Origin of the sequence: Metabacillus sp. FJAT-52054, from assembly GCF_037201815.1 — a bacterium.
In the GTDB taxonomy this organism is placed as follows: Bacteria; Bacillota; Bacilli; order Bacillales; family Bacillaceae; genus Metabacillus_B; species Metabacillus_B sediminis.
In genome coordinates, this window is sequence record NZ_CP147407.1 from 2881412 (window position 1) to 2903779 (window position 22368).

Annotated in this window: 20 protein-coding genes and 1 pseudogene; 5 read left to right on the forward strand and 16 right to left on the reverse strand. The window is 44.3% G+C overall.

The window, feature by feature from the left end; translation table 11 throughout:
- Window positions 1–147: 147 nt before the first annotated feature.
- From WCV65_RS14995 to WCV65_RS15015, 5 genes are all read right to left on the reverse strand, one after another.
- Window positions 148–624, reverse strand: a complete 477-nt coding sequence (locus WCV65_RS14995; protein WP_035413596.1) for a MaoC/PaaZ C-terminal domain-containing protein — start codon at window positions 622–624, stop codon at window positions 148–150.
- A 133-nt stretch (window positions 625–757) separates the two neighbouring features.
- Entirely contained in the window at window positions 758–1702 is a 945-nt protein-coding gene (gene mdh, locus WCV65_RS15000) for a malate dehydrogenase (RefSeq protein WP_035413597.1), read from the reverse strand.
- A 102-nt stretch (window positions 1703–1804) separates the two neighbouring features.
- Window positions 1805–3100, reverse strand: coding sequence for an NADP-dependent isocitrate dehydrogenase (gene icd, locus WCV65_RS15005; protein WP_269449385.1), 1296 nt, complete (start codon window positions 3098–3100; stop codon window positions 1805–1807).
- A gap of 132 nt (window positions 3101–3232) precedes the next feature.
- The gene (gene citZ / locus WCV65_RS15010) at window positions 3233–4351 is read right to left on the reverse strand and encodes a citrate synthase (protein WP_035413602.1); all 1119 of its coding nucleotides are present in this window, start codon (window positions 4349–4351) and stop codon (window positions 3233–3235) included.
- Window positions 4352–4726: 375 nt separating this feature from the next.
- Window positions 4727–5185, reverse strand: a complete 459-nt coding sequence (locus WCV65_RS15015) for a DUF441 domain-containing protein (protein ID WP_338777558.1) — start codon at window positions 5183–5185, stop codon at window positions 4727–4729.
- An 86-nt stretch (window positions 5186–5271) separates the two neighbouring features.
- On the opposite strand from WCV65_RS15015, the gene ytvI reads away from it, so the two are divergent.
- Window positions 5272–6378, forward strand: a complete 1107-nt coding sequence (ytvI, locus tag WCV65_RS15020; protein ID WP_338777560.1) for a sporulation integral membrane protein YtvI — start codon at window positions 5272–5274, stop codon at window positions 6376–6378.
- 49 nt (window positions 6379–6427) lie between these two features.
- Here the strand turns inward: ytvI and WCV65_RS15025 are convergent, their stop codons facing one another.
- The 8 genes from WCV65_RS15025 to dnaE all read right to left on the reverse strand — a co-directional run bounded on the left by WCV65_RS15025 (window position 6428) and on the right by dnaE (window position 17167).
- Complete coding sequence (locus WCV65_RS15025) at window positions 6428–6814, reverse strand: FxsA family protein (protein ID WP_035413607.1); 387 nt, start codon at window positions 6812–6814, stop codon at window positions 6428–6430.
- Window positions 6815–6894: 80 nt separating this feature from the next.
- Window positions 6895–8655 (reverse strand): pyruvate kinase, encoded by a 1761-nt coding sequence (pyk, locus tag WCV65_RS15030; protein ID WP_035413609.1) that lies wholly within the window; start codon window positions 8653–8655, stop codon window positions 6895–6897.
- A gap of 51 nt (window positions 8656–8706) precedes the next feature.
- Complete coding sequence (pfkA, locus tag WCV65_RS15035) at window positions 8707–9666, reverse strand: 6-phosphofructokinase (protein ID WP_035413611.1); 960 nt, start codon at window positions 9664–9666, stop codon at window positions 8707–8709.
- A gap of 222 nt (window positions 9667–9888) precedes the next feature.
- A complete protein-coding gene (gene accA, locus WCV65_RS15040; protein ID WP_035413613.1) occupies window positions 9889–10866 on the reverse strand; it encodes an acetyl-CoA carboxylase carboxyl transferase subunit alpha in 978 nt (325 codons plus the stop codon).
- Window positions 10866–11720 carry an acetyl-CoA carboxylase, carboxyltransferase subunit beta gene (gene accD, locus WCV65_RS15045; protein WP_035413614.1) on the reverse strand — a complete coding sequence of 285 codons (855 nt, stop codon included), beginning with the start codon at window positions 11718–11720 and terminating at the stop codon, window positions 10866–10868. Before accD ends, accA begins: the two co-directional genes overlap by 1 nt.
- A 103-nt stretch (window positions 11721–11823) precedes the next feature.
- The gene (locus WCV65_RS15050) at window positions 11824–12453 is read right to left on the reverse strand and encodes a GntR family transcriptional regulator (protein WP_338777570.1); all 630 of its coding nucleotides are present in this window, start codon (window positions 12451–12453) and stop codon (window positions 11824–11826) included.
- 5 nt (window positions 12454–12458) lie between these two features.
- A complete protein-coding gene (locus WCV65_RS15055) occupies window positions 12459–13694 on the reverse strand; it encodes a malic enzyme-like NAD(P)-binding protein (protein ID WP_338777572.1) in 1236 nt (411 codons plus the stop codon).
- Window positions 13695–13801: 107 nt separating this feature from the next.
- Window positions 13802–17167, reverse strand: coding sequence for a DNA polymerase III subunit alpha (dnaE, locus tag WCV65_RS15060; protein ID WP_338777574.1), 3366 nt, complete (start codon window positions 17165–17167; stop codon window positions 13802–13804).
- Window positions 17168–17419: 252 nt separating this feature from the next.
- On the opposite strand from dnaE, the gene WCV65_RS15065 reads away from it, so the two are divergent.
- From WCV65_RS15065 to WCV65_RS15075, 3 genes are all read left to right on the forward strand, one after another.
- Window positions 17420–17752, forward strand: coding sequence for a YtrH family sporulation protein (locus WCV65_RS15065; protein ID WP_035413620.1), 333 nt, complete (start codon window positions 17420–17422; stop codon window positions 17750–17752).
- The gene (ytrI, locus tag WCV65_RS15070; protein WP_035413622.1) at window positions 17749–18252 is read left to right on the forward strand and encodes a sporulation membrane protein YtrI; all 504 of its coding nucleotides are present in this window, start codon (window positions 17749–17751) and stop codon (window positions 18250–18252) included. The genes WCV65_RS15065 and ytrI overlap by 4 nt, the downstream gene beginning before the upstream one ends.
- A 94-nt stretch (window positions 18253–18346) precedes the next feature.
- Window positions 18347–18571 carry a hypothetical protein gene (locus tag WCV65_RS15075; protein ID WP_035413630.1) on the forward strand — a complete coding sequence of 75 codons (225 nt, stop codon included), beginning with the start codon at window positions 18347–18349 and terminating at the stop codon, window positions 18569–18571.
- A gap of 2 nt (window positions 18572–18573) precedes the next feature.
- On the opposite strand, the gene WCV65_RS15080 is transcribed toward WCV65_RS15075, so the two are convergent.
- Window positions 18574–19521 (reverse strand): bifunctional oligoribonuclease/PAP phosphatase NrnA, encoded by a 948-nt coding sequence (locus tag WCV65_RS15080; protein ID WP_338777578.1) that lies wholly within the window; start codon window positions 19519–19521, stop codon window positions 18574–18576.
- A 150-nt stretch (window positions 19522–19671) separates the two neighbouring features.
- Between WCV65_RS15080 and WCV65_RS15085 the strand changes: the two genes are divergently transcribed.
- Window positions 19672–19974, forward strand: a complete 303-nt coding sequence (locus tag WCV65_RS15085) for a YtpI family protein (protein ID WP_035413625.1) — start codon at window positions 19672–19674, stop codon at window positions 19972–19974.
- A gap of 32 nt (window positions 19975–20006) precedes the next feature.
- Here the strand turns inward: WCV65_RS15085 and WCV65_RS15090 are convergent, their stop codons facing one another.
- Entirely contained in the window at window positions 20007–21323 is a 1317-nt protein-coding gene (locus WCV65_RS15090; RefSeq protein WP_035413626.1) for a CBS domain-containing protein, read from the reverse strand.
- A 270-nt stretch (window positions 21324–21593) separates the two neighbouring features.
- Window positions 21594–22273, reverse strand: a pseudogene (locus tag WCV65_RS15095) (metal-dependent hydrolase).
- Between the last annotated feature and the right edge of the window lie 95 nt (window positions 22274–22368).

Below are 22368 nucleotides of genomic sequence, written 5' to 3' on the forward strand. Positions count from 1 at the left end.
TCTATTATAGTCAAAGAAGCGGCTCCTACAAAAGGGGAAGATGGCAACTTCCAAAGATATTTAGGACAATTTCATTGAAAATAAGATAAAAAAACCTAAAAACGGGCTGATTCAATTGAATCAGCCCGTTCTCATTGGATAAACCTGTTAAAAATTTTCGAATGCCTGTCCATCTTGGGTTTCTGAATAGATAGGGGGAATGACCTCAAGAATTCCGCTCGCTGCTAATTTCTCCGCATCATTAAATGCCTCTACAGAAATTCGGATTCGTCCCTGCTCTGCATCTACGTCTTTCACTTCAAAAAAGAATTGAATCACCTCGTAATGATATACAGGCAAATGAAAATCCAAATGCTGTTTAGTCACATGGCTCCCGGGACCTGGAAGATACTTAGAAATAGCTGAGGTAATAAATCCGGAAAGCATAATTGTCGGAACAACCGGTTTCTTGAATGGGGTCAGGGATGCATAATCATGCTGGATGTAAAGCGGATTGGCATCATTCGTAAGCCCCAGGTACAAAAGCAAATCTTTATCCTCCATTTTTTCGGTCAGGGTCAGCTTCTCCCCTGTATTTATCTCTTCAATCGGCCGCCCGATTTTTCGTTTTTTTCCTAAAACCATCTATATCGCACCCCCTAAAAGTAATCGCTTACATTAAAATGGTAGCCTTGCCCGCTGATATTTCCTTTAATAGATCAGCGGAAACAAACCCATATGAAAAGAAATTGGAGTTTCCTCCAATTTCCGTGTCGTTCTATTCGTTATTAGCAAGAACCTTCATAACATTTTTTACTGATTCAGCCGATTTGCTGAGTGCCGCTTTTTCATCGTCTGTCAGTTCAAGCTCGATAATCTGCTCTAACCCATTTTTGCCAAGCACTGCCGGAACTCCAAGATAAATCCCATCGTACCCGTATTCTCCTTCAAGATAAGCAATAGCCGGAATGACACGGCGCTGGTCTTTTACAATTGCTTCCGTCATTTCAACCAGGGAAGCAGCCGGAGCATAATAAGCACTGCCGTTTCCTAGAAGGTTCACAATTTCTCCGCCGCCTTTGCGTGTTCTTTCCACTATGGCATCCAAACGTTCTTTAGGAATCAGTGTTTCCAATGGAATTCCGCCAGCATAGGAATATCTTACAAGAGGGACCATGTCATCTCCATGGCCGCCAAGAACGAATCCTGTTACATCCTTAACAGAAAGGTTCAGCTCTTGTGCTACGAATGTACGGAACCTTGCTGTATCAAGAACACCGGACTGGCCGATTACGCGGTGCTTAGGAAAACCGGATTCAGTGAAGACAGCGTATGTCATGGCATCGACTGGATTTGTCAAAACGATAATTGTACAGTCCGGAGAGTAGTTTGCAATTTCCTTTGTAACACTTCTCATGATTTTTTCGTTGGTTGCCACAAGATCGTCTCTGCTCATTCCAGGTTTTCTGGCAATTCCTGCAGTAATGACAACTACATCGGATCCAGCCGTATCTTCATAGCTCGACGTTCCTGTAATATTTGCATCAAAACCCATAACCGGACCTGCCTCAAGCATATCAAGCGCTTTTCCCTTTGTAGGGTTTTCCATTTGCGGAATATCCACAAGTACAACATCGCCCAATTCTTTTGCTGCAAGAAGGAAAGCAGTAGTTGCTCCTGTAAAGCCGGCCCCGATGACAGAAATTTTTTTGCGTTTGTTCATTTTCTCCATCTCCCATACGATAAAATAATCCGACCGTTAAAAGGTAATGAATGTAAAGCCAGGCAATGCCGGAATCAGCATTGCCTGTAATTTATCAATCTATTAGCCCATGTTTTTAATAAGCTCGTCCCCGAATTGAGAACATTTAACTTCTGTTGCGCCATCCATCAGACGGGCAAAGTCGTAGGTTACAACTTTAGAAGCAATGGTTTTTTCCACAGATTTAATGACTAATTCTGCTGCTTCGTTCCATCCAAGGTGCTCAAGCATAAGTACGCCAGAAAGAAGAACGGATGAAGGGTTTACTTTATCCAGTCCGGCATATTTAGGAGCAGTACCATGTGTAGCTTCGAAAATAGCATGTCCAGTTTCATAGTTAATGTTCGCTCCAGGAGCGATACCGATTCCGCCTACTTGTGCAGCAAGAGCGTCGGAGATATAATCACCATTCAGGTTCATTGTGGCCACAACATCAAACTCGCTTGGACGTGTAAGGATTTGCTGAAGGAAGATGTCGGCAATCGAATCCTTCACAATAATTTTCCCTGCTGCTTCTGCTTCACTTTGTGCATGGTTTGCTGCGTCCTTGCCGTCTTTTTCTACGATTCTGTCATATTCAGCCCATGTGAATACTTTATCGCCGAATTCTTTCTCAGCAAGCTCGTAGCCCCAATTTTTGAACGCGCCTTCTGTGTATTTCATAATGTTTCCTTTGTGTACAAGTGTTACGGATTTGCGTCCCTGATCCAGCGCATATTGAATCGCTGCGCGTACAAGACGGGAAGTTCCTTCCTGAGACACAGGCTTGATTCCAATTCCAGATGTTTCAGGGAAGCGGATTTTGTTTACGCCCATTTCGTTTTGAAGGAAGTCAATCAGCTTTTTCACTTCATCTGAGCCGCTTGCATATTCAATACCGGCATAAATATCCTCTGTATTTTCGCGGAAGATGACCATATCCGTATCTTCAGGTCTTTTAACCGGTGAAGGAACACCAGTGAAATAGCGGACTGGACGAAGGCAAGTGAAAAGGTCCAGTTCCTGGCGAAGTGCTACGTTAAGAGAACGGATTCCTCCTCCGACTGGAGTTGTCAAAGGTCCTTTGATCGCGATCATATACTCGCGGATCGTATCAAGTGTTTCTTCAGGCAGCCAGCTTCCTGTAGCATTGAACGCTTTTTCTCCTGCAAGAACTTCTTTCCAGACGATCTTTTTCTCGCCGCTGTAAGCTTTTTCAACCGCCGCTTCAAGAACGCGGGATGCAGATGCCCAGATATCAGGACCGATTCCGTCTCCTTCAATGTAAGGGATGATTGGCTGATTCGGAACATTTAATACACCGTTAGATACTGTAATTTTTTCACCGTTTGTCATGTTTCTTACCTCCCGTTTATGTATACTGCCCACATTAAAATGGTAAAAGAGGTTAACTTTTCAGTCAACCTCTAACCGAATAATGCTGCTGAATTCTTTCCGCCTGCTTTCAGACTGAAAATTTAAAGCACCATCCTGCGGTTTTCTTCGTATGAATTAAGAACGCTCTTCAATTGGTATATAGCGCTGTTTGTCCGGACCGATATAATCGGCACGCGGGCGGATCAGGCGGTTGTTTTCATATTGCTCAAGAATATGGGCAAGCCATCCTGAAACACGGCTGACCGCAAAGATCGGTGTGAATAAATCGTGATCGATTCCAAGACTGTGATAGACAGACGCGGAATAAAAATCCACATTCGGCAAAAGCGATTTTTCAGAAGTGACAATCTCTTCCACCTTAAGGGACATTTCATACCATTTGCTTTCACCTGTCAGGTTGGAAAGCTTTTGGGACATTTCTCTTAGATGCTTCGCACGCGGGTCTCCATTTTGATAGACGCGGTGCCCGAAGCCCATGATTTTTTCTTTGCGGGAAAGTTTTTCCTGAATATATGCTTCAGCATTTTCCACATCGCCGATTTCAGTCAGCATCTTCATTACAGCTTCATTGGCTCCGCCGTGAAGAGGCCCCTTCAAAGCTCCGATTGCCGCTGTAACTCCGGAATAAATATCAGATAAAGTTGCGACACATACGCGAGCTGTAAAAGTGGAAGCATTCAATTCATGATCTGCATGCAGAACAAGCGCTTTATTAAAAGCCTCTACAGCAACATGGCTCGGTTCTTCCCCTGTCAGCGTATAAAGGAAGTTCGCAGCAATTCCATAATCAGGCCGCGGCTCAACCGGTGCAAGACCTTTACGGATCCGGCTGAATGCTGTTACAAGCGTTGGAAGCTTAGCCTGGAGACAGATTGCTTTGCGGTAGTTTGCCTCTTTGGACATATCGTCCGCTTCCGGATCAAAAAGACCAAGCATGGATACAGCTGTACGAATAGCTGCCATTGGATGAACTTCAGAAATTGAATACTGTTTGAAATGCTCAATTACCTGGTGCGGAATGCCTGCATTATCTGCAAGCTGTGTTTTAATTTGTGCCAGCTCTTCCTCTGCAGGAAGCTTCCCATGCCATAACAAATAGATTACTTCTTCAAAACTTGCATTATCTGCCAGGTCATCAATGTTATAACCCACATATGTAAGGGTATCATCGATGATGGAGCTTACTGCAGAAGTAGTCGCTACTACCCCTTCAAGACCGCGAGTTGCTGTCATATCCAATCTCTCCTTTGCGCAATTTTCCCTGAATTGTTTAAGATTAAAAGAAAGGATTTCCTTCTCTTATTCTATCAAACATAAAATGAATGAGCGCTTGCTCAGCAAGCTGCCATTATGAAAGCGATTCACAGGAAAAGTAAATGCTTACATTTTCACATAAGCAAATAATCAGAAAAGTCCCAATAAATCATCTCTCTGTTTGGAAAGGCATACAATAAATTTGTTGCCTATTGTCATTATAAACAATAATCTGACATTTGTGAATCGAAAGCACCTAAAAGCGCACAAAAAAATTTGCCAAAAAAATTTAATAAAAGGGAAATGCTTGATTTAACGCCATTTCCCTTTGTTCAAATTCATGTAATTGCTATATTAGCCAAAAAGTTTAACGAATTGCATCACAAGATAGGCAATCCCCGCTCCTATTAATGGACCAACCGCAACCCCATTAAAAAGAGCCACGGCCAAAATGGTTCCCAGGACAAGCGCTGCTGTAATATGAGGATCCTGCGCAAGCAGCGTCACGCCATTTTTAGCAATTAATGCCACGGCAATTCCTGAGCCCACTGCAATCCATGCGTAATAGGATTTGAGCGCATCTCCCATCTGCTTAAACCCTATGTCCCCTGTAGCGATCGGCACAAGGACCGCAATGGTAATAACCGTCACTCCCCAATTGATTCCTTTTGACTGCAGAAGCGGAAATAGCTTCGCATCAAGCCCCGTCCATTTGACGGCAAGCAAAAAACCTACAGCGATCATCAGTGACTGATTTTTAGCAAAGACCCCTATTCCGAGAAGAATAAGAAGAAAAAGACTTGCCTGACTCATCGTAGCCCCCCTCATTTTTGACATGTTTCCGTATTTCAGGAGTAAGTATAATAGTACAACCCTTCCTTAAAGAGGAGGATCGCTTATTGAATGCACTTGCAGCCGCTATCATAAGAGGATTGATTGCAGCTGGCGCTTTAGCCGGAATTATTCTCCTGCTTTTTGCCGCCATTCCAATCATGTATCCATTCATCTTGGCCTTTTTTCTAGCATGGTTTATTAAAAAACCTTCCGACCTTCTGCATAGAAAAACAGGATTGCCTGCCGGGGTATCCGCAGGACTCGTCCTGATAAGCCTCATTGTCATCGTAACGGGCTTAACCGCTTTATTGACATTGGAATCCATTGCAGTGATTCAGCATGCTGCTTCATCTCTGCCCGCCTATTTAAATACTATGTCTGGAGCGTTTAACCATATTCTCTCCTATCAGGTTTCCCCCCTCATAGAGAAAATTTCAGAACAATTTTCTGCATTGAGCACAGCACAGCAAACGACTATTATTGCAGAGCTGCAGCAGGCAGGAAACGGCTTGATTGGGGAAGCCGGCAGTATATTGAGGGCCTCGCTTAATGCTATCCCTGCGATCATTATGTGGATTCCTAATGCTGCAAGTGTAATAGTCATTATCGTCATCGCCGCCTTTTTCATCTGCAAAGACTGGGATCATGTCATTCTTTTCTTAAATAAGAAGCTCCCTCAGGCAGCCGTTAGCCGAATCTTTCTATTTGGCGCTGAGCTGGGCCATGCACTGACCGGTCTTGTTAAAGCCCAGCTGCTGCTGAACACCATTACACTTGCAATTGTATTTCCCGGCCTTCTTATTCTCGGCGTCTCTCAGGCTTTGACCATCAGCCTCTTTATTGGGATCGTCGATTTTATTCCATACGCAGGAACCGGCACGATTTTTATCCCTTGGGCCCTCTATTTAATGCTTATGGGTCAAACGAAGCTCGCAAGCGGATTGGCAATCCTGTTTATCATCGTCATGATGGCAAGACAGATTCTGGAACCGAGAATTTACTCGCGGTCGATCGGGCTCAATCCGCTGCTCACTCTAATGAGTATTTATGCCGGATACAAATGCTTTGGCCTTCTGGGAATGGCACTTGGGCCCGTCATCCTTGTTATCGTCCAAAGCATGTATAAGCTCCGGCTCTTCCACGACCTTTGGAAGTATATTGTTCAAAAATAGAAGACAAACAGAAAAAAGGACGGTTGAACTGGAATCCCGTCCTTTTTCTTTATCTGATGATGGTGATTCGATCCCTGTTCATCCGTTTTTGAATCGCTCGGAGTATGAACGGTTTGATTCCTTTTCTTGAAACCGGAAAAAGCAAAAAGAACCCTGCGACATCTGAGATAAATCCAGGAGTCATTAGTAAAACGGCCCCGATGAGAATGCAGATTCCATCAATAAGTGCATTTCCCGGCAACTGTCCTGCATTCATATTTTGCTGGGCCTTTTTCCATGTTTCAAGCCCCTGCTGCCTGGCCAGCCACGCTCCGCCTAATCCTGTGGCAACAATCAACAGAACGGTAGGGATCAGCCCCAATGTCCTTCCAGACCATATAAGCAAACCAATTTCAAGAGCGGGTACAGCTATAAGCAAAAGTACAAGCCATCTCAATTGCCTCGTCTCCCATCCGGCAAAAATGCGCAGGTTTTTGTAAAAAAAGAGAAGGAACAGCGTCCTTCCCTTTCTACTTATTAAATTACGCTTGCATGACCTTTGTAGATCGCACCGCGAGTGCCGTCAACCGTTATTTCCATTCCATCCTCTAAAAGCGATGTAGCATTTTCAATCCCTACGATTACAGGAATTCCAAGGCTAAGCCCTACTACTGCAGCATGGCTCGTTAATCCGCCTTCTTCTGCAATAAGAGCCGAAGCCTTATTCAATGAATCCATCATCTCACGGTCTGTTCCTCTCGTGACAAGGATCGCACCCTCCGTCATTTTGGAAGCTGCTTCTTCCGCATTATTTGCAATAACGACTTTGCCGAATGCAGATTTGCGGCCGATACCTTGACCTTTAGCAAGGATATCTCCGACAATATAAACCTTCATAAGGTTCGTTGTACCCGCTTCGCCGATTGGCACACCAGCCGTAATAACAATCAGGTCACCATGTTTGACAATACCTGTGTTAATGGATTCCTGAACAGCATTCTCAAGCATTTCATCCGTTGAACCAGCCTTCGTTCCCGTTTTTGAGAAGACTCCCCAAACAAGAGCAAGCTTTCTGGATACAGACTCACAAGAAGTCACAGCTACAATTGGTGCCTGAGGACGGTACTTGGAAATCATTCTTGCTGTATGTCCGCTTTCAGTCGGTGTCACAACGGCACTGACATTCAAGTTCAGTGCTGTATGTGCTACAGATTGGCCGATTGCATCTGTAATCGTCATGCCCGTTTGTTCGCGGCGCTTAGACAGCGTTCCTTTGTAGTCAAGAGCAGTTTCAGCTCTGGAAGCAATGTTGTGCATCGTTTGAACCGCTTCAATTGGATATTGTCCAGCAGCTGTCTCACCGGACAGCATGATTGCATCCGTACCGTCAAAAATCGCATTGGCTACGTCACTTGCTTCTGCACGTGTAGGACGCGGGTTGCGCTGCATGCTGTCAAGCATTTGTGTAGCTGTAATAACAGGCTTTCCAAGTGCGTTGCATTTTTTAATCAGGTCTTTTTGTACAAGAGGAACTTCCTCAGCAGGAATTTCAACGCCCAAATCTCCGCGCGCTACCATCAAGCCATCAGAAACTTCAAGGATTTCGTCGATATTGTCGACTCCCTCCTGGTTTTCAATTTTTGGAATGATTTGAATATCCGTTGCTTTATGCTCTTCAAGAAGCTCGCGGATTTCAAGCACATCAGATGCACGGCGGACGAAAGAAGCCGCAATAAAGTCCACTCCCTGCTCGATTCCAAATACGATATCTTTAGCATCTTTTTCTGTAATTCCAGGAAGGTTTACACTCACACCCGGAACATTGACGCCTTTTTTATTCTTAAGCGTACCGCTGTTAAGGATTTTGGTTCTGATTTCGCCGGCAGCTTTATTTACTTCAAGAACTTCAAGACCGATTAGTCCATCGTCAAGAAGGATGATAGATCCAGCATGAACATCTTCTACGAGTCCTTCATAGGAAATGGAGAATTTATCAGTTGTTCCGGTCACTTCATTCATGGAAACAATGATTTCTTTGTCTCTTTCCAGTTCGATCGCGCCATCCTGCATGGAATGTGTACGAATCTCTGGACCTTTTGTGTCAAGAAGGATCGCAACCGTTTTGCCAGTCAGCTTTGAAGCTTCCCTGATGTTTTTGATGCGGTTGCCGTGCTCTTCGAAATCTCCGTGGGAAAAGTTAAGACGGGATACGTTCATTCCTGCTTCCATTAATGCTGTAAGCTTCTCGACAGATTCACTTGCAGGACCAATAGTACAAACTATTTTTGTTTTACGCATGCAGATAATTCCTCCTAATTCTATTATGGAAACGATACCAAATTGGCTGCGTTAAATGGATAATTCCTGAGACAGCTGATATAGTTTCGGGTCAACCGAATGCTTCGTTTCGAGAATCTCGATGATATCATGGTCGACAAGTTTATTGTTTTGAATTCCTACACATCGTCCGCCTTTTTCTTCAAGCAGAAGCTCAACTGCGTAAGCACCTAAACGGCTGGCAAGCACACGGTCCGCAGCAGTCGGCGATCCTCCGCGCTGAATGTGTCCAAGAACAGAAACCCTGGTTTCGAAACGGGTAGCTTCCTCAATCTTTTTGCCGAACTCCACGCCGCTTCCCACACCCTCTGCAACGATGATAATACTGTGCTTCTTGCCGCGGTCGTGGCCTCTTTTAAGACGGGCAACTACATCGTCCAGGTCATGGTCGGCCTCAGGAATCAAAATGGTTTCCGCTCCTCCGGCAAGACCGGACCACAGCGCGATATCTCCTGCATGGCGTCCCATTACTTCAATGACATATGTGCGTTCGTGGGACGTTGCTGTATCGCGGATTTTATCAATCGCATCGATAACGGTGTTTAAGGCTGTATCAAAACCGATTGTTAAATCCGTTCCCGGTATATCATTGTCAATGGTTCCAGGCACGCCTACACAAGGAAAGCCCATTTCAGTTAGCTTCTTCGCACCCATGTATGAGCCGTCTCCGCCAATGACAACAAGACCTTCTATTCCGTATTTTTTAAGCTGTTCAATCCCTTTTTCCCGTCCTTCAACTGTTCTGAATTCCGGACAGCGGGCTGTATAAAGCTTTGTACCTCCGCGGTGGATAATATCCCCCACAGAGCCAAGTTCTAATTTTTCAATGTTTCCGGCAATCAATCCGGCATATCCATGATAGATGCCAAAAACCTCAACATCATGGTAAATCGCTTTACGGACAACAGCGCGAACGGCTGCATTCATCCCTGGGGAATCTCCTCCGCTTGTCAAAACGCCGATTCTTTTCAACTTCCTCACCCCAATAGGTAATATGTATGTGCTTTAAAGATAACATGAAGGATTTGGCAGTACAAATACAAATCGACTTTTGTCGAAAATTCTTCATGCCTTTCTAACCGTATTCATTATACAACACTTTTTTCTAGAAAGAAAAACTTTGTTGGATATTTTCGAATTCCTAATTTTAACACAAATAGAAACGTGTCCCTTAAGAAAGGGGAGCACGTTTCATTAATGCATGCCAAGCATTTCTTCGGCAAATGATACCTGGCCAATCGCTTTGTATTTTTGATAGCGGTGTTCGATAAGCTTACTCTTGTCCATTTTCGACAGTATCTCCATGGATTTGCTCAAATGCTGTTCAATTAAAAGAGCCTGCTCCTGTAAATTACGGTGTGCTCCGCCTTTTACCTCGCTGATGATTTCATCAACGACCCCCAGTTCCTTAAGATCGGGGGCAGTTATCTTCATGGATTCAGCTGCCCTTTTTGCCTGGCCTGAATCCTTCCAAAGCAGCGCAGCCGCTCCTTCAGGTGAAATAACAGAATAGGTGGAGTTCTCAAGCATCAGCAAATGATTTCCGACACCGATTCCTAGAGCACCTCCGCTTCCCCCTTCTCCAATCACAATACAAATCACTGGAACGGAAAGTCCGGCCATTTCAAAAAGATTCTTTGCAATGGCTTCGCTCTGGCCCCGCTCCTCTGCAGCTTTTCCGGGATAAGCTCCTTTTGTATCAATAAACGTAATGATGGCACGTCCGAATTTATCCGCTTGTTTCATTAGTCTGAGTGCTTTCCGGTATCCTTCAGGGTGAGGAGAGCCGAAATTGCGGCGGATATTCTCTTTTGTATCCTTTCCGCGCTGATGTCCGATAACCGTTACCGGGGTTCCTTTAAACTTGGCGATTCCGCCGACGATGGCTTCATCATCTCCAAAATAACGGTCACCATGGCACTCGAAGAAATCGGTAAAAAGAATGTCCATATAATCCATTGTAGTCGGACGCTTCGGATGTCTGGCAATTTGCACTCTGTCCCATGGGCTGATATTTGAGTAAATATCCTTTTCAAGCTTTTCCAGCCTGGATTCAAGCCTCTCAATCTCTGAAGAAAGGTCAACATCTGCCGTAGCCGTAAATTCTTTCAGCTCCGCTATTTTCTTCCTTAGTTCAATTACCGGTTTTTCAAACTCAAGCTCTCCAACCATTAGTGCCTGCCTCCTTGATGAAGATCCAAAATTCTGGCGAGTGTTTCCCTCAGTTCAAGGCGTGAAACAACTGAATCCAGCTGCCCGTGCTTTAGCAAAAATTCCGCTGTCTGGAAATCTTCAGGAAGTTCTTCGCGGATTGTCTGCTCAATAATCCTTCTTCCGGCAAATCCGATTAATGCGCCTGGCTCTGCAAGATTATAGTCACCGAGTGATGCAAAGCTGGCAGAAACTCCTCCGGTAGTAGGATGAGTCATAACCGAAATCGTTAAGCCGCCCTCATTGCTGAACAATTTTAATGCAGAGCTTGTTTTCGCCATCTGCATGAGGCTTAACACCCCTTCCTGCATCCTCGCTCCGCCTGAAGCGGTAAAGATGATGAACGGAAGCTTGTTCTTTTTCGCTTGTTCAACCGCTCTCGTTATTTTCTCTCCAACAACTGAACCCATGCTCCCCATACGGAAGCTTGCATCCATCACAGCGATCACTGTACGGATTCCGTCAATCGTTCCTTCTCCGGTAACGACCGCTTCATTTTGCGACGTTTTCTTGCGGTCTTTTTCCAGCTTTTCTTCATAATCCGGAAAGTTCAGTGGATTTTCTGAAATCATATCCTTATCGTATTCCTTAAACGAATGCTCGTCGAACAAACTCGTTATTCTCTCTTTTGCATTCATCTGTAAATGATAATCACAGTTCACGCACACCTTCAGGTTTTTATTTAATTCTTTTGTTACCAGGATTTTCTTACAGTTTGGACATTTCGTCATGATGCCTTCAGGAACATCCTGCCTGGCTTGTTCAGAAGGGACGGAAGCGTATTTCTTTTTCTTTGAAAAAAGATCCTTAAGCAATCTGAGTACCCCCTAACGAGTATTTCTCTTAATCTTAATGATAGCAGACAAGTATTTATATGTTACTTTAGCGAAAAAGATGCGCATTTTATGTAAAACGGTGTCATAGAGAGAGATTTTTGTACTTGGAAATCCGTTCGTATACTTGAAGGACAAGGTTTCTGTTGTTCAGCACGAGCGCTGACATCAGCTCTTCATAAATCGGAATCGGCGGTTCCTTAAGCTTGCTGCCTGCTTTCAGGTAGTCAGCAAGAACGAGCCACGTTCGAAAAAGCAGATGGTTTCCACCCATATGAATCAGTTTGCCCATAAGCTCCTGCGGATTATTAATTCCTTTCCTGAAATCCTGATCGAGCTGGATAAGCTTCTTCTTGTCAAAGGATTGCAAGATTTTCATCAAAGCGTCTTTCTCTATCAAAACACTCATCTCAAAAATATCCTCAATAGCCTTTGAGTCTTCCAGTACAAAAAGACCGAGAACGCTGACAAGATGATTTTCGCTGAAGTCCTTTATAAACGTTCCTTCTCCTCTTTTTGTCTCAATGATTCCCAGAAGTTCGAGTGCCCTCAATGCCTCTCTAACAGAAGAGCGGCCGACGTTTAACCGGTCGGCCAGCTCTCGTTCAGATGGAATTTTATCTCCCGGCAATAGTCCGTCCTTCTTTATGATCAATCTGATCTGCTGAAGCGTCTCTTCATAGACTCTCGACTTTGGACCAGGCACGTTATTCACTGGACTCATTCCTTGCCGATAATGGCAAGCTGTCTTGTTTTTTCAGCAACCTCTTCCGGTGAAACCTTGATGCGCGCCACTCCTGTTTCCATTGCGGCTTTTGCTACAGCGGCCGCCACAGCAGGTGCCACTCTCGGATCGAAAGGAGCAGGAATGACATAATCAGGCCGGATTTCAGATTCATCAATCAATCCAGCAATGGCTTCAACAGCTGCCATTTTCATCTGTTCATTGATATGCGTGGCACGTACATCAAGCGCCCCTCTGAAAATGCCGGGAAAAGCAAGGACGTTATTCACCTGGTTCGGGAAGTCCGAACGGCCGGTTCCGATGACCATGGCTCCTGCTTCACGGGCATCCTCAGGCATGATTTCCGGAACCGGATTGGCCATTGCAAAAATGATCGGATTCTCCTTCATACTTTGAACCATTTCTTTTGACAGGGCGCCTTCAACGGATACACCGATAAACACGTCTGCATCGGTCAGCACATCAGCAAGCGTTCCTTCTTTTTTTTCACGGTTCGTAAACTTGGCCACCTGATCTTTCACTTCATTCATTCCTGCAGGACGTCCTTCATAAATGGCTCCCTTGGAATCACACATAATAATATCTCTTACACCATAGCGGTACAGCAGTTTAATAATGGCAATTCCGGCAGCTCCTGCACCGTTTGCCACTACTCTGATCGATGACATTTTCTTTCCGGCAAGCTTCAGCGCATTCAAAAGACCGGCAGCTGTCACAATCGCTGTCCCATGCTGATCATCGTGGAAAATTGGAATGTTTGTTTCTTTCTTCAGCCTCTCCTCAATAACGAAGCAATTAGGTGCTGCAATATCCTCCAAATTCACTCCGCCGAATGTCGGCTCAAGGAGCTTAACCGTTTCAACAATCTGATCAATATCCGTTGTATTCAGGCAAATTGGAAAAGCATCTACACCGGCAAAGCTTTTGAACAGAACCGCTTTCCCTTCCATAACCGGGAGAGCCGCTTCAGGACCAATATTCCCAAGTCCAAGAACCGCAGTTCCATCAGAAACAACAGCCACCATATTCCCCTTCATGGTATAATCGTAAACTTTGCTTTTATCATCATAAATTGCTTTGCATGGTTCTGCCACACCAGGAGAATACGCAAGGCTTAAGTCCTTTGCATTTCTGACCGGTACTTTTGATTTAGACTCCAGTTTCCCCTTGTTCACACGATGCATATGCAGCGCTTCTTCTCGTAAAGACATTCCTCTCACTCCTCATCCATTTCCAATGCAGTGGTCAGACCACCTATGTAATATAAAAACTATAACACATGCAAGGAAGGCAGACAAAAAAAATTTGTCTGCCTTCCTTATTCTTTCAGCACAACATGATCTTCACCGAGGAGAGCTTTCAGCATCCCAATGCATTCTTCCGAGGCGGCAGCCGTTTTATACCCGTTCAGCTGGACGGTTTTTTTATCCTCAGGGTTGAAAAGGTAGACCGGCGTGTTCCCTGTATGCTTTCCGAGTACTTCCCTAAGCATGGCCATTCTCTCTGCACTCCGGTCCCGATTTTCGATTTTAAGGAATAATGTCCCTGCCGATACCGGCTTACTGATGTCCTTTAAAGGCTCCGCTTTTTGCAAAATAAACTGCACGGAATCATCACGCAGCTCTGCTTTTCCTTCCGCGAGCAAAAGTGTTCCCTCTTTGATGATCTCCGAAAGCTTCGCATATTGGCCTGGAAAACAAACGCCTTCCGCATCTCCTGTTTCGTCACTCATCGTAAGGAACGCCATGAGATCCCCTTTTTTTGTACGAATTGTTCGGACTTTTGATAAATAAACACCTGCTCGAATATACGATCCTGCTTTTCTCTCGATCTGATCCAGCTTGACCGTCTTTTGAGCTGCCAGGATTTCCTTAAAGCTGCTGACAGGGTGATCGGAAAAATAAAATCCAAGCGATTCTTTTTCGAACTGAAGCTTTTCGGCAATCGTAAACGGTTCAACCTCAATGTATTTTGGCTTCAATGTAAATTCGTCTTCAAAGCCCAAATCCATTTGGCCGTCTCCTGATTCAGGCCTCATTAATTCGGCATGCTCGAGCGCTACATCCAATGTAGCAAGCAGTGACTCCCTCCCAATATTGAACTCATCAAACGCCCCTGAGAAAACAAGGGCCTCAAGAGTTCTCCGGTTCGCCGTTTTCGCTGAAACTCTCAGACAAAAATCAAAAAGGTCGGCAAAAGCCTTTTGCTGCCTGGCTCTGAAAATATCTTTCACAGCGGCAATTCCAACATTTTTAATAGATGAAAGGCTATACCGGATTGCTCCATTTTCAAGCTTAAAAGGGACTTCACTCTTATTCACTGATGGCGGCAGAATCTTGAGTTCTTTGCCGCGGGCTTCCTTCACATATTGGGCAGTTTTCTCATCGTTCCCAATTGAACTGGTCAGCAGGGCCGTCATAAAAATAGAAGGATAATGGGCTTTTAAATAAGCAAGCTGGAACCCGATCATACTGTATGCAACCGCATGACTCCGGTTAAATCCGTAATCTGCAAAGCGGACGATTAAATCATATACTTCATTCGCAGTTTTTGCTGTGTATCCTTCTTTCGTGCATCCATCTACAAAGTGCTTTCTTTCTTCGTCCAAAACACTTTTCTTCTTTTTTCCGACTGCTCGTCTCAGCAAATCGGCATCCCCCAGTGAAAACCCCGCCATCACTGAAGCGATTTCCATGATTTGCTCCTGATAGACTATGACTCCATAAGTAGGCTCCAATAGCTCTTTCAAATCAGGATGAGGATAGGCAATCGGTGCCTTACCATGCTTTCGTTCTATATAGTTTGGAATATTCTCCATCGGACCCGGCCTGTACAGGGCATTAACGGCAGCAATGTCCTCAAGGCTTTCAGGCTTCAGCCTCCTAAGCACGCTGCGCATTCCTTCTGACTCCAGCTGGAAAACTCCTGTTGTATCCCCTTCACTCAGCAGCTGAAAGGTTTTCAGATCATCATAGTCTATTTTTTCAAATGAAGGAGCGGTACCTGTTTGAGCCTTCACCATTTTCACGATTGATTCAATCAGCGACAGGTTTCTGAGACCCAGAAAATCCATCTTAAGCAGGCCGAGTTCTTCCAGATGATCCATTGAGTATTGTGTTAAATACACATCCTGGTGGCCTTCTCTTAGCGGAACGACTGATGTAAGCGGATCTTCACTGAATACAACGCCGGCAGCATGGGTGGATACATGCCGTGGCAATCCCTCAATTTTCGAGGCAATTTCAACGATTTTAGCAGCTGCAGGAGAATTCTGTACTTCCTTCAGAAATGCCGGAGACTCTTTTAACGCTTTCTCAAGTGTCACTCCAGGACCTGAAGGAACTTTTTTCGCAAGCTGATCCGCCTCTTTTGGAGAGATCCCCATAACTCTCGCTGTATCCCTTATAGAGGCACGGGCAGCGAGTGTACCGAATGTAATGATCTGCGCAACATGGTTTGAGCCATACTTTTCAGCCACGTACTCAATGACTTCATCTCTTCTTGTATCCGGAAAATCAATATCGATATCCGGCATGCTGATTCTTCCCGGATTTAGGAACCGTTCGAACAGGAGCCGGTGTTTTATTGGATCAACGTCCGTAATTTTTAGCACATATGCAACGAGCGACCCAGCTGCAGATCCCCTGCCCGGACCTGTCAGAATCCGGTTTTCATGAGCAAACTTCATAAAATCCCAAACAATTAGAAAATAATCGCTGAAGCCCATGTTTTTAATCACATCAAGTTCATACGTAAGCCGTCGGTAAACATCTTCTGCAGGCTCAGGATAACGTTGTTTCAGCCCTTCCAGGCAAACCCGCTCCAAATATTCATCAGCAGGCTCCCCGCCCGGTGCGGGGAAGGATGGAAGCCTCGCTTTTCCAAGTCCCAGTTCTACATGGCAGCGGTCAGCAATCTTAAGCGTGTTCTCCAGCGCTTCTGGAAAATTATTGAAAATCTCGGCCATCTGCTGTGCAGATTTAAAATACCTCTCTTTAGAATCTTCCGCTGTATCCTCGTTTAGCTTCTCGCCATTTTGAATAGCAATTAAACTTTGATAAGCAAGATAGTCTTCTTTTTCGAGATAATGAACGTCATTCAGAGCAGCCAAACCTGCACCGGATGTGGCGGAGACCTTTAGAATAGATTGATTCAAACTCTCCTCTTGTTCCGTCTGTTCGGTTTTTTGAATACCTAAATAGAAGGAATCTTCACCGAATAACTCCAGATAATGTGCAGCAGCACGTTCTGCCTCCTCAACCTCCCCGTTCTCAAGCAAGGTTTCAATCCATCCTTCTCTGCCTGGTGAAAGGGCAATAAGCCCTTCCCGATAGCTTTTCATCCATCGATCGGGGATTCCATTTGGTGACTTCGTTTGAAGAGCACTGCTGATTTTCAGCAGATTTTGATAGCCTTTGTAGTTTTCTGCAAGGAGAATGAGCGGGTATCCCTGGGGAATGGTATCACCTTGGGGAAGAACTGCGGCGGTCAAGCCGAAAATCGGTTTAATTCCATTTTTTTTGCACTGTTTATAAAAGGCCACTGTACCATACATAACGCCTTGATCAGTTAAAGCGAGCGTATTAAAATGAAGCTCTGCCGCTTTTTGGACAAGCCTGTCCAGGCGCACAGAACTATTCAGCAAACTGTAAGAGCTTTGTAATTGGAGGTGAACAAACGGCATCTTCATCCCATCCTAACGGCATTCATTATTTTTATTATAGAACAAGCGTGCGCTCTTCACAAACTTCATCTCTCTTGAAACCTATGCAAAAGCTCGCTGTGGATTTTTACAGGATATTAAATTGCTCGGGACTCTTTAAAGATCCTCTCCCCCCTGCAAACAGCAGGCCAGTTCAGCAGAGCATGATTTAATTTTGCCGGAACATACTTTGAACAGTCTGTCCATATATTGAAGCAAGGGGATGATGAACGTATGGAAAAAGCATTTTTGCCTGCTTTTATTGATAGCTATTTCATTGCTCTAGGGGTTCTCTTAGGAGGAAGCATCATTGGAGGGGTTGGAGCTTACTTATCAGGCGAACCCCCAATGACAACCATTGTTGAATTTGCTAACCGTCTTAAGATTTGGGCTCTTGTCGCGGCAATCGGCGGAACCTTCGATGCCTTTTACAGCTTTGAACGCGGTCTGTTTAACGGAGAGACTAGGGATATTTTAAAACAAGTCATGCTGATTGTTTCCGCTATGGGGGGAGCCCAGACAGGCTGGATTATTATAACCTGGCTTACACAGGAGCACCTTTCATGAGAATTCCGCCTTATCACAGACAGCCTGGATGGCAGCGTTTTTTTGCCGGGATGATGGCTGGAGCGGCAGCTGCATGGTGCGTCTTTCTTTTCACGTATGGCGTTCTTCAGGAAAAGCAGGTGAAAATTATTCAGGAGCAGAAATCAGCAGTACTTGAACTGACCCGCAAAAACAGCATTTATCAGGAGGATTCAAGAGAACTGAATGAAGAAGTCAACAAGAAACTTGTTGTTCAGGAATTAAATGTGAAGCTGACAAATGGGGAAAGATTCAAGCTGAGTCCGTTAACGATCCACAAAATAGAAATTGAGGCAAAGAAAGATCTATCTGATTTGCTTGAGAGGGATTTGGAAAGCATCTTTGAAAGCCGAAAAATTATTAAAAAGGCAATAGAAAATAAAGTATATCGGATTGATGACAAGGACTATCGGCTTTTAGTTAAGGAAATGACTATTTATACAACCCTTTACCTTGAAGTAGAGGTTTCATTCGTTGATTAAGTGTTTTTTTGGATTTTTATTCATTTTTATCGCAAATCCCTTCTTCCTTGGATACAATATATTTACAGCTGCAAATAAAAAAGGAGGGATAAGTATGGAGTTGCTGACACAGAAAATGTTTGTAAACGAAAAGGTGGAACGGATGAAAAAAGGGTATTCTGCTTACGCTGAGTCGCCGGAAATGGCAAGCCTGCTGAAAAAAGAAATCAGCAAGCTTAAACTCAAGGTTTATGAGGATATAACTGAGATGGGATCCTGGTTTATCCCTGAAACCTCAGGAGATCAAGAAATCAAACGGCTGCCAAAGACACCGTTATAGGGTTATTTCTGCTGATAATCCCTGCATATAAGCTCCAGTTCCTCAAAAACCTGTTCCGCTTCTTCCCATTGATGGATGGAGGCGCCGGCAGCCAGCGGGTGCCCGCCTCCCCGGTATCTTTTTGCCAATTCATTAATAACAGGCCCTTTAGAACGGAGACGTACCCGGATTTGATCCTCTTCTTCCACGAAAAAGACCCAAGCCGTCATTCCTTCAATATCCCCTAAAATGCTGACAAGCTGTGAAGCTTCTGAAGCGGTCGTCTCGTATTTTTCAAGCAAATCCTGTCTAATGATAACGCTCGCTGCTCCTGATGGGGATACTTCGAAATTTTGAAGAACATATCCGCTCAATTTAGCCACATTTATTTTTGTCTTGTACAAGCTGCTGTATAGCTTATTAATGGAAAAACCGTGGTCAATCAACTCACTCGCATATTTAAAGGTGCGATCGGTTGTACTCGGGAACAAAAATCTTCCGGTATCCCCAACAATTCCTGCATAGATTAGTTCCGCGCCTTTTTGGCTGATTTCAAGTCCGCTTCCTTTACCCTCAAGGAAAAGCTCGTAAATCATTTCACTGACAGAGCTTGCAGACGTATCGACCCATATCAAATCTCCATACTGATCTTCATTTGGATGATGATCGATTTTAATAAGCATCGCTCCTGAGTGATAACGCTGGTCGCTCACACGCTCCTGGTTTGCTGTGTCACACACAATCACAAGCGCCCCATCGTAATCCTGATCTGAAACAGTATCCATTTTGTATAAGAATTCAAGTGAAGGCTCTGTTTCGCCGGTTACAAGGACTCTTTTTTCCGGAAAAGAAGTTTTTAATATTTCAGCAAGTCCGCATTGCGATCCTAGCGCGTCGGGATCGGGGCGCACATGTCTGTGAATTATGATGGTTTCATATTGTTTAATCGTATTCAGTATTTGGTCTCTCATCACTTTCTCCTTTAGTCTCTTTATACCATTTATTAAAACACAACCAATAAGGAAACTAAAGAATGCTTTTCTTATTTCAAAACAAAGATGGAAAAAAAGGACGTCCAGAGATAAGATTAGAAGTAACTTACAGTGTTGGGAGCTGAATACATGCCTATACTGGCGTTTCTAATTGTAGCTGCATTTTCCTTCTATTTCTTCTACAAACTAAAGTACTACCGGTCCGGTAAACCAATGGAACGAGGCCTTTATTCCGGCAAATCAAGAATGGCTCTTGGAGTCTTTGTCTTTTTATTCGGAGTCAATCAATTTTTCCTCTATCCATCTGCCGTTTCCATTTCGATCGGCATCATCTTTATAATCCTTGGAGCCGGCAGTTTCTGGGCAGGGCAAAAAATGCGCAGGCACTACCGTCCGCTTGCAGATAAAGAACATCAGAAAATGTCCATATAAAAAGGGTTCGGCCACATCGGCCGGAACCCTTTTTAGCTTCGTTCCATGATTTGAACCATCATCATTGCTTTCCCGACAATAACACCTTCATTGTAAACATCCACATCCATCTTTCCGAATTTTCTTCCTACCTCGAGAATGCGGGGATGAATCTCAATGAGTGTTTCCATTTGAACGGGCTTCATAAAGAAAATCGATAGGTTTTCAACAACCAAATCTCCTTTTTTCTGTGAACGCAAAAGCCTGTTTGCCGCTTCCGTTACGAGCGTCGTAAATACTCCGTACGAGATGGTTCCTAAATGATTTGTCATCTGCGGTGTGACGCTGCACTTATAGACATGTGCATTTTTTGATTCATCCGTATCAACAAATTGATTCGTCACAATATCATCGAGCTTTTCGCCAATCTGCGGCTGCCGCTGGATCACTTGAAGGGCTTTCAATACATCCTGCCTTGAAATCATTCCCTCAAGCTTATTGTGAGCATCGGTGACAGGAAGCACTTCAATGCCTTCCCAAACCATCATTTGTGCAGCAGAGGCTACAGATGTTTTCCCATTTACCGTAATCGGATTTCGGGTCATCACCCGCTCAACCGAGCTCCCTCTGTCGTGGCCCATAATATCCTTAGATGTGACCATCCCCAATACTTTCCGGTTACGGTCTATAACAGGAAACCGTCCATGGCCAGTATCCTGATTGTACTCATACCACATCTCTACTTTATCCGTTCCATGAAGGCAAATTGTCTGATCGGCAGGCGTTAAAATATCCTCCACCAGCACAATTTCCTTCTTTATCAGCTGATCATATATGGCCCGGTTAATCATCGTCGCAACGGTAAAAGTATCATAGCTTGTAGAGATCACCGGTAGCTCCATCTTATCCGCCAGCTTTTTTACATGGTCATCTGTATCAAAGCCCCCGGTCACAAGAACGGCTGCCCCCGCTTCCAAAGCAAGCTGATGAGCATTTGTCCGATTTCCGACAATCAGCAGATTTCCGGCACCGGTATAACGCATCATGGCTTCAAGCTTCATAGCGCCAATAACAAATTTATTAAGTGTTTTATGCAGACCCGAACGGCCCCCTAAAACCTGTCCTTCAACTACATTTACTACTTCAGCAAATGTTAATTTTTCAATGTTCTCTTTTTTCTTCCGCTCAATCCGTATGGTACCGACTCGTTCAATCGTGCTGACAAATCCTTTATTTTCAGCCTCTTTAATTGCACGGTAAGCGGTTCCTTCACTTACATTCATCTCTTTAGCAATTTGCCGGACGGATATTTTTTCACCGACTCCAAGCGAATCAATATATTTTATAATTTGCTCATGCTTTGTCGCCAAGCTTTTCACCCTTTGTCTGCTCATATTTCCAATATTTATTATAAGCCTGGTTACCCCGCACTTTCAACGAAGGTTATCGATTTGTTAGATTTTACAACTATTTATAGGCAAAGCTCTGTTAAACTGGGCTGTTGATTGCAGTTAGCAGGCGTTCGCTTTCCACTCCAATCAACAGGTGTTAAAATTCAACACCATGCTTTCACATTGCCACAGGCAAAAAAACAGAATTCCCGGCATCGGAAATTCTGTCTTTTACACACTCTCTAAAATTTACAGGGTGATTTTATCACCAGCATGAAGGATGTGGCCCACTCCCTCGGGTAAAAGGGAAACAAATTCTTCAGGATTCTGTTCAATTACAGGGAACGTATTGTAATGGACAGGAATCACTTTTTTCGCTTTCAGCCATTCTGCTGCCGCAGCAGCATCTTCAGGGCCCATAGTAAAATTATCACCGATCGGCAGGAAGGCAGCGTCAATTGTGTGGCGCTCACCGTACATTTTCATATCCCCGAACAATGCGGTATCTCCTGCAGCATAAACCGTTTTATTATCTGCCGTAAAGAGAATTCCCGCTGGCATACCGGTATAAACAATCGTCCCGTCTTCCTCCGTATAGCTGGAACCGTGGAAAGCCTGTGTCAATTTCACTGTACCAAATTCAAACTGATGGGAACCGCCGATATGCATCGGATGCACCTTCAAACCCTTTGTTTCCAAGTAATTGGCCAATTCAAACGGCGCCACCACGAGCGCATCGTTATCCTTTGCAAGCTGAATGGTATCCCCCACATGATCGCTATGTCCATGGGTGAGTAAAATCACATCAAGCTTGACATCCTCCGCTTTCAAATCACACTGTCCGTTTCCCGTAATAAACGGATCAATAAAAATCGTTTTCCCATTGCCTGAATTTCCAACACTGAATGTCCATGAAATGTAATCTCCACTATAAGCACCTCACTGTCATAGTCTGTCTCACTAAAACTATATCATAATGACTGGGTATGAGCTCCCCATACACCTTTCTATAGCACATTTTAGC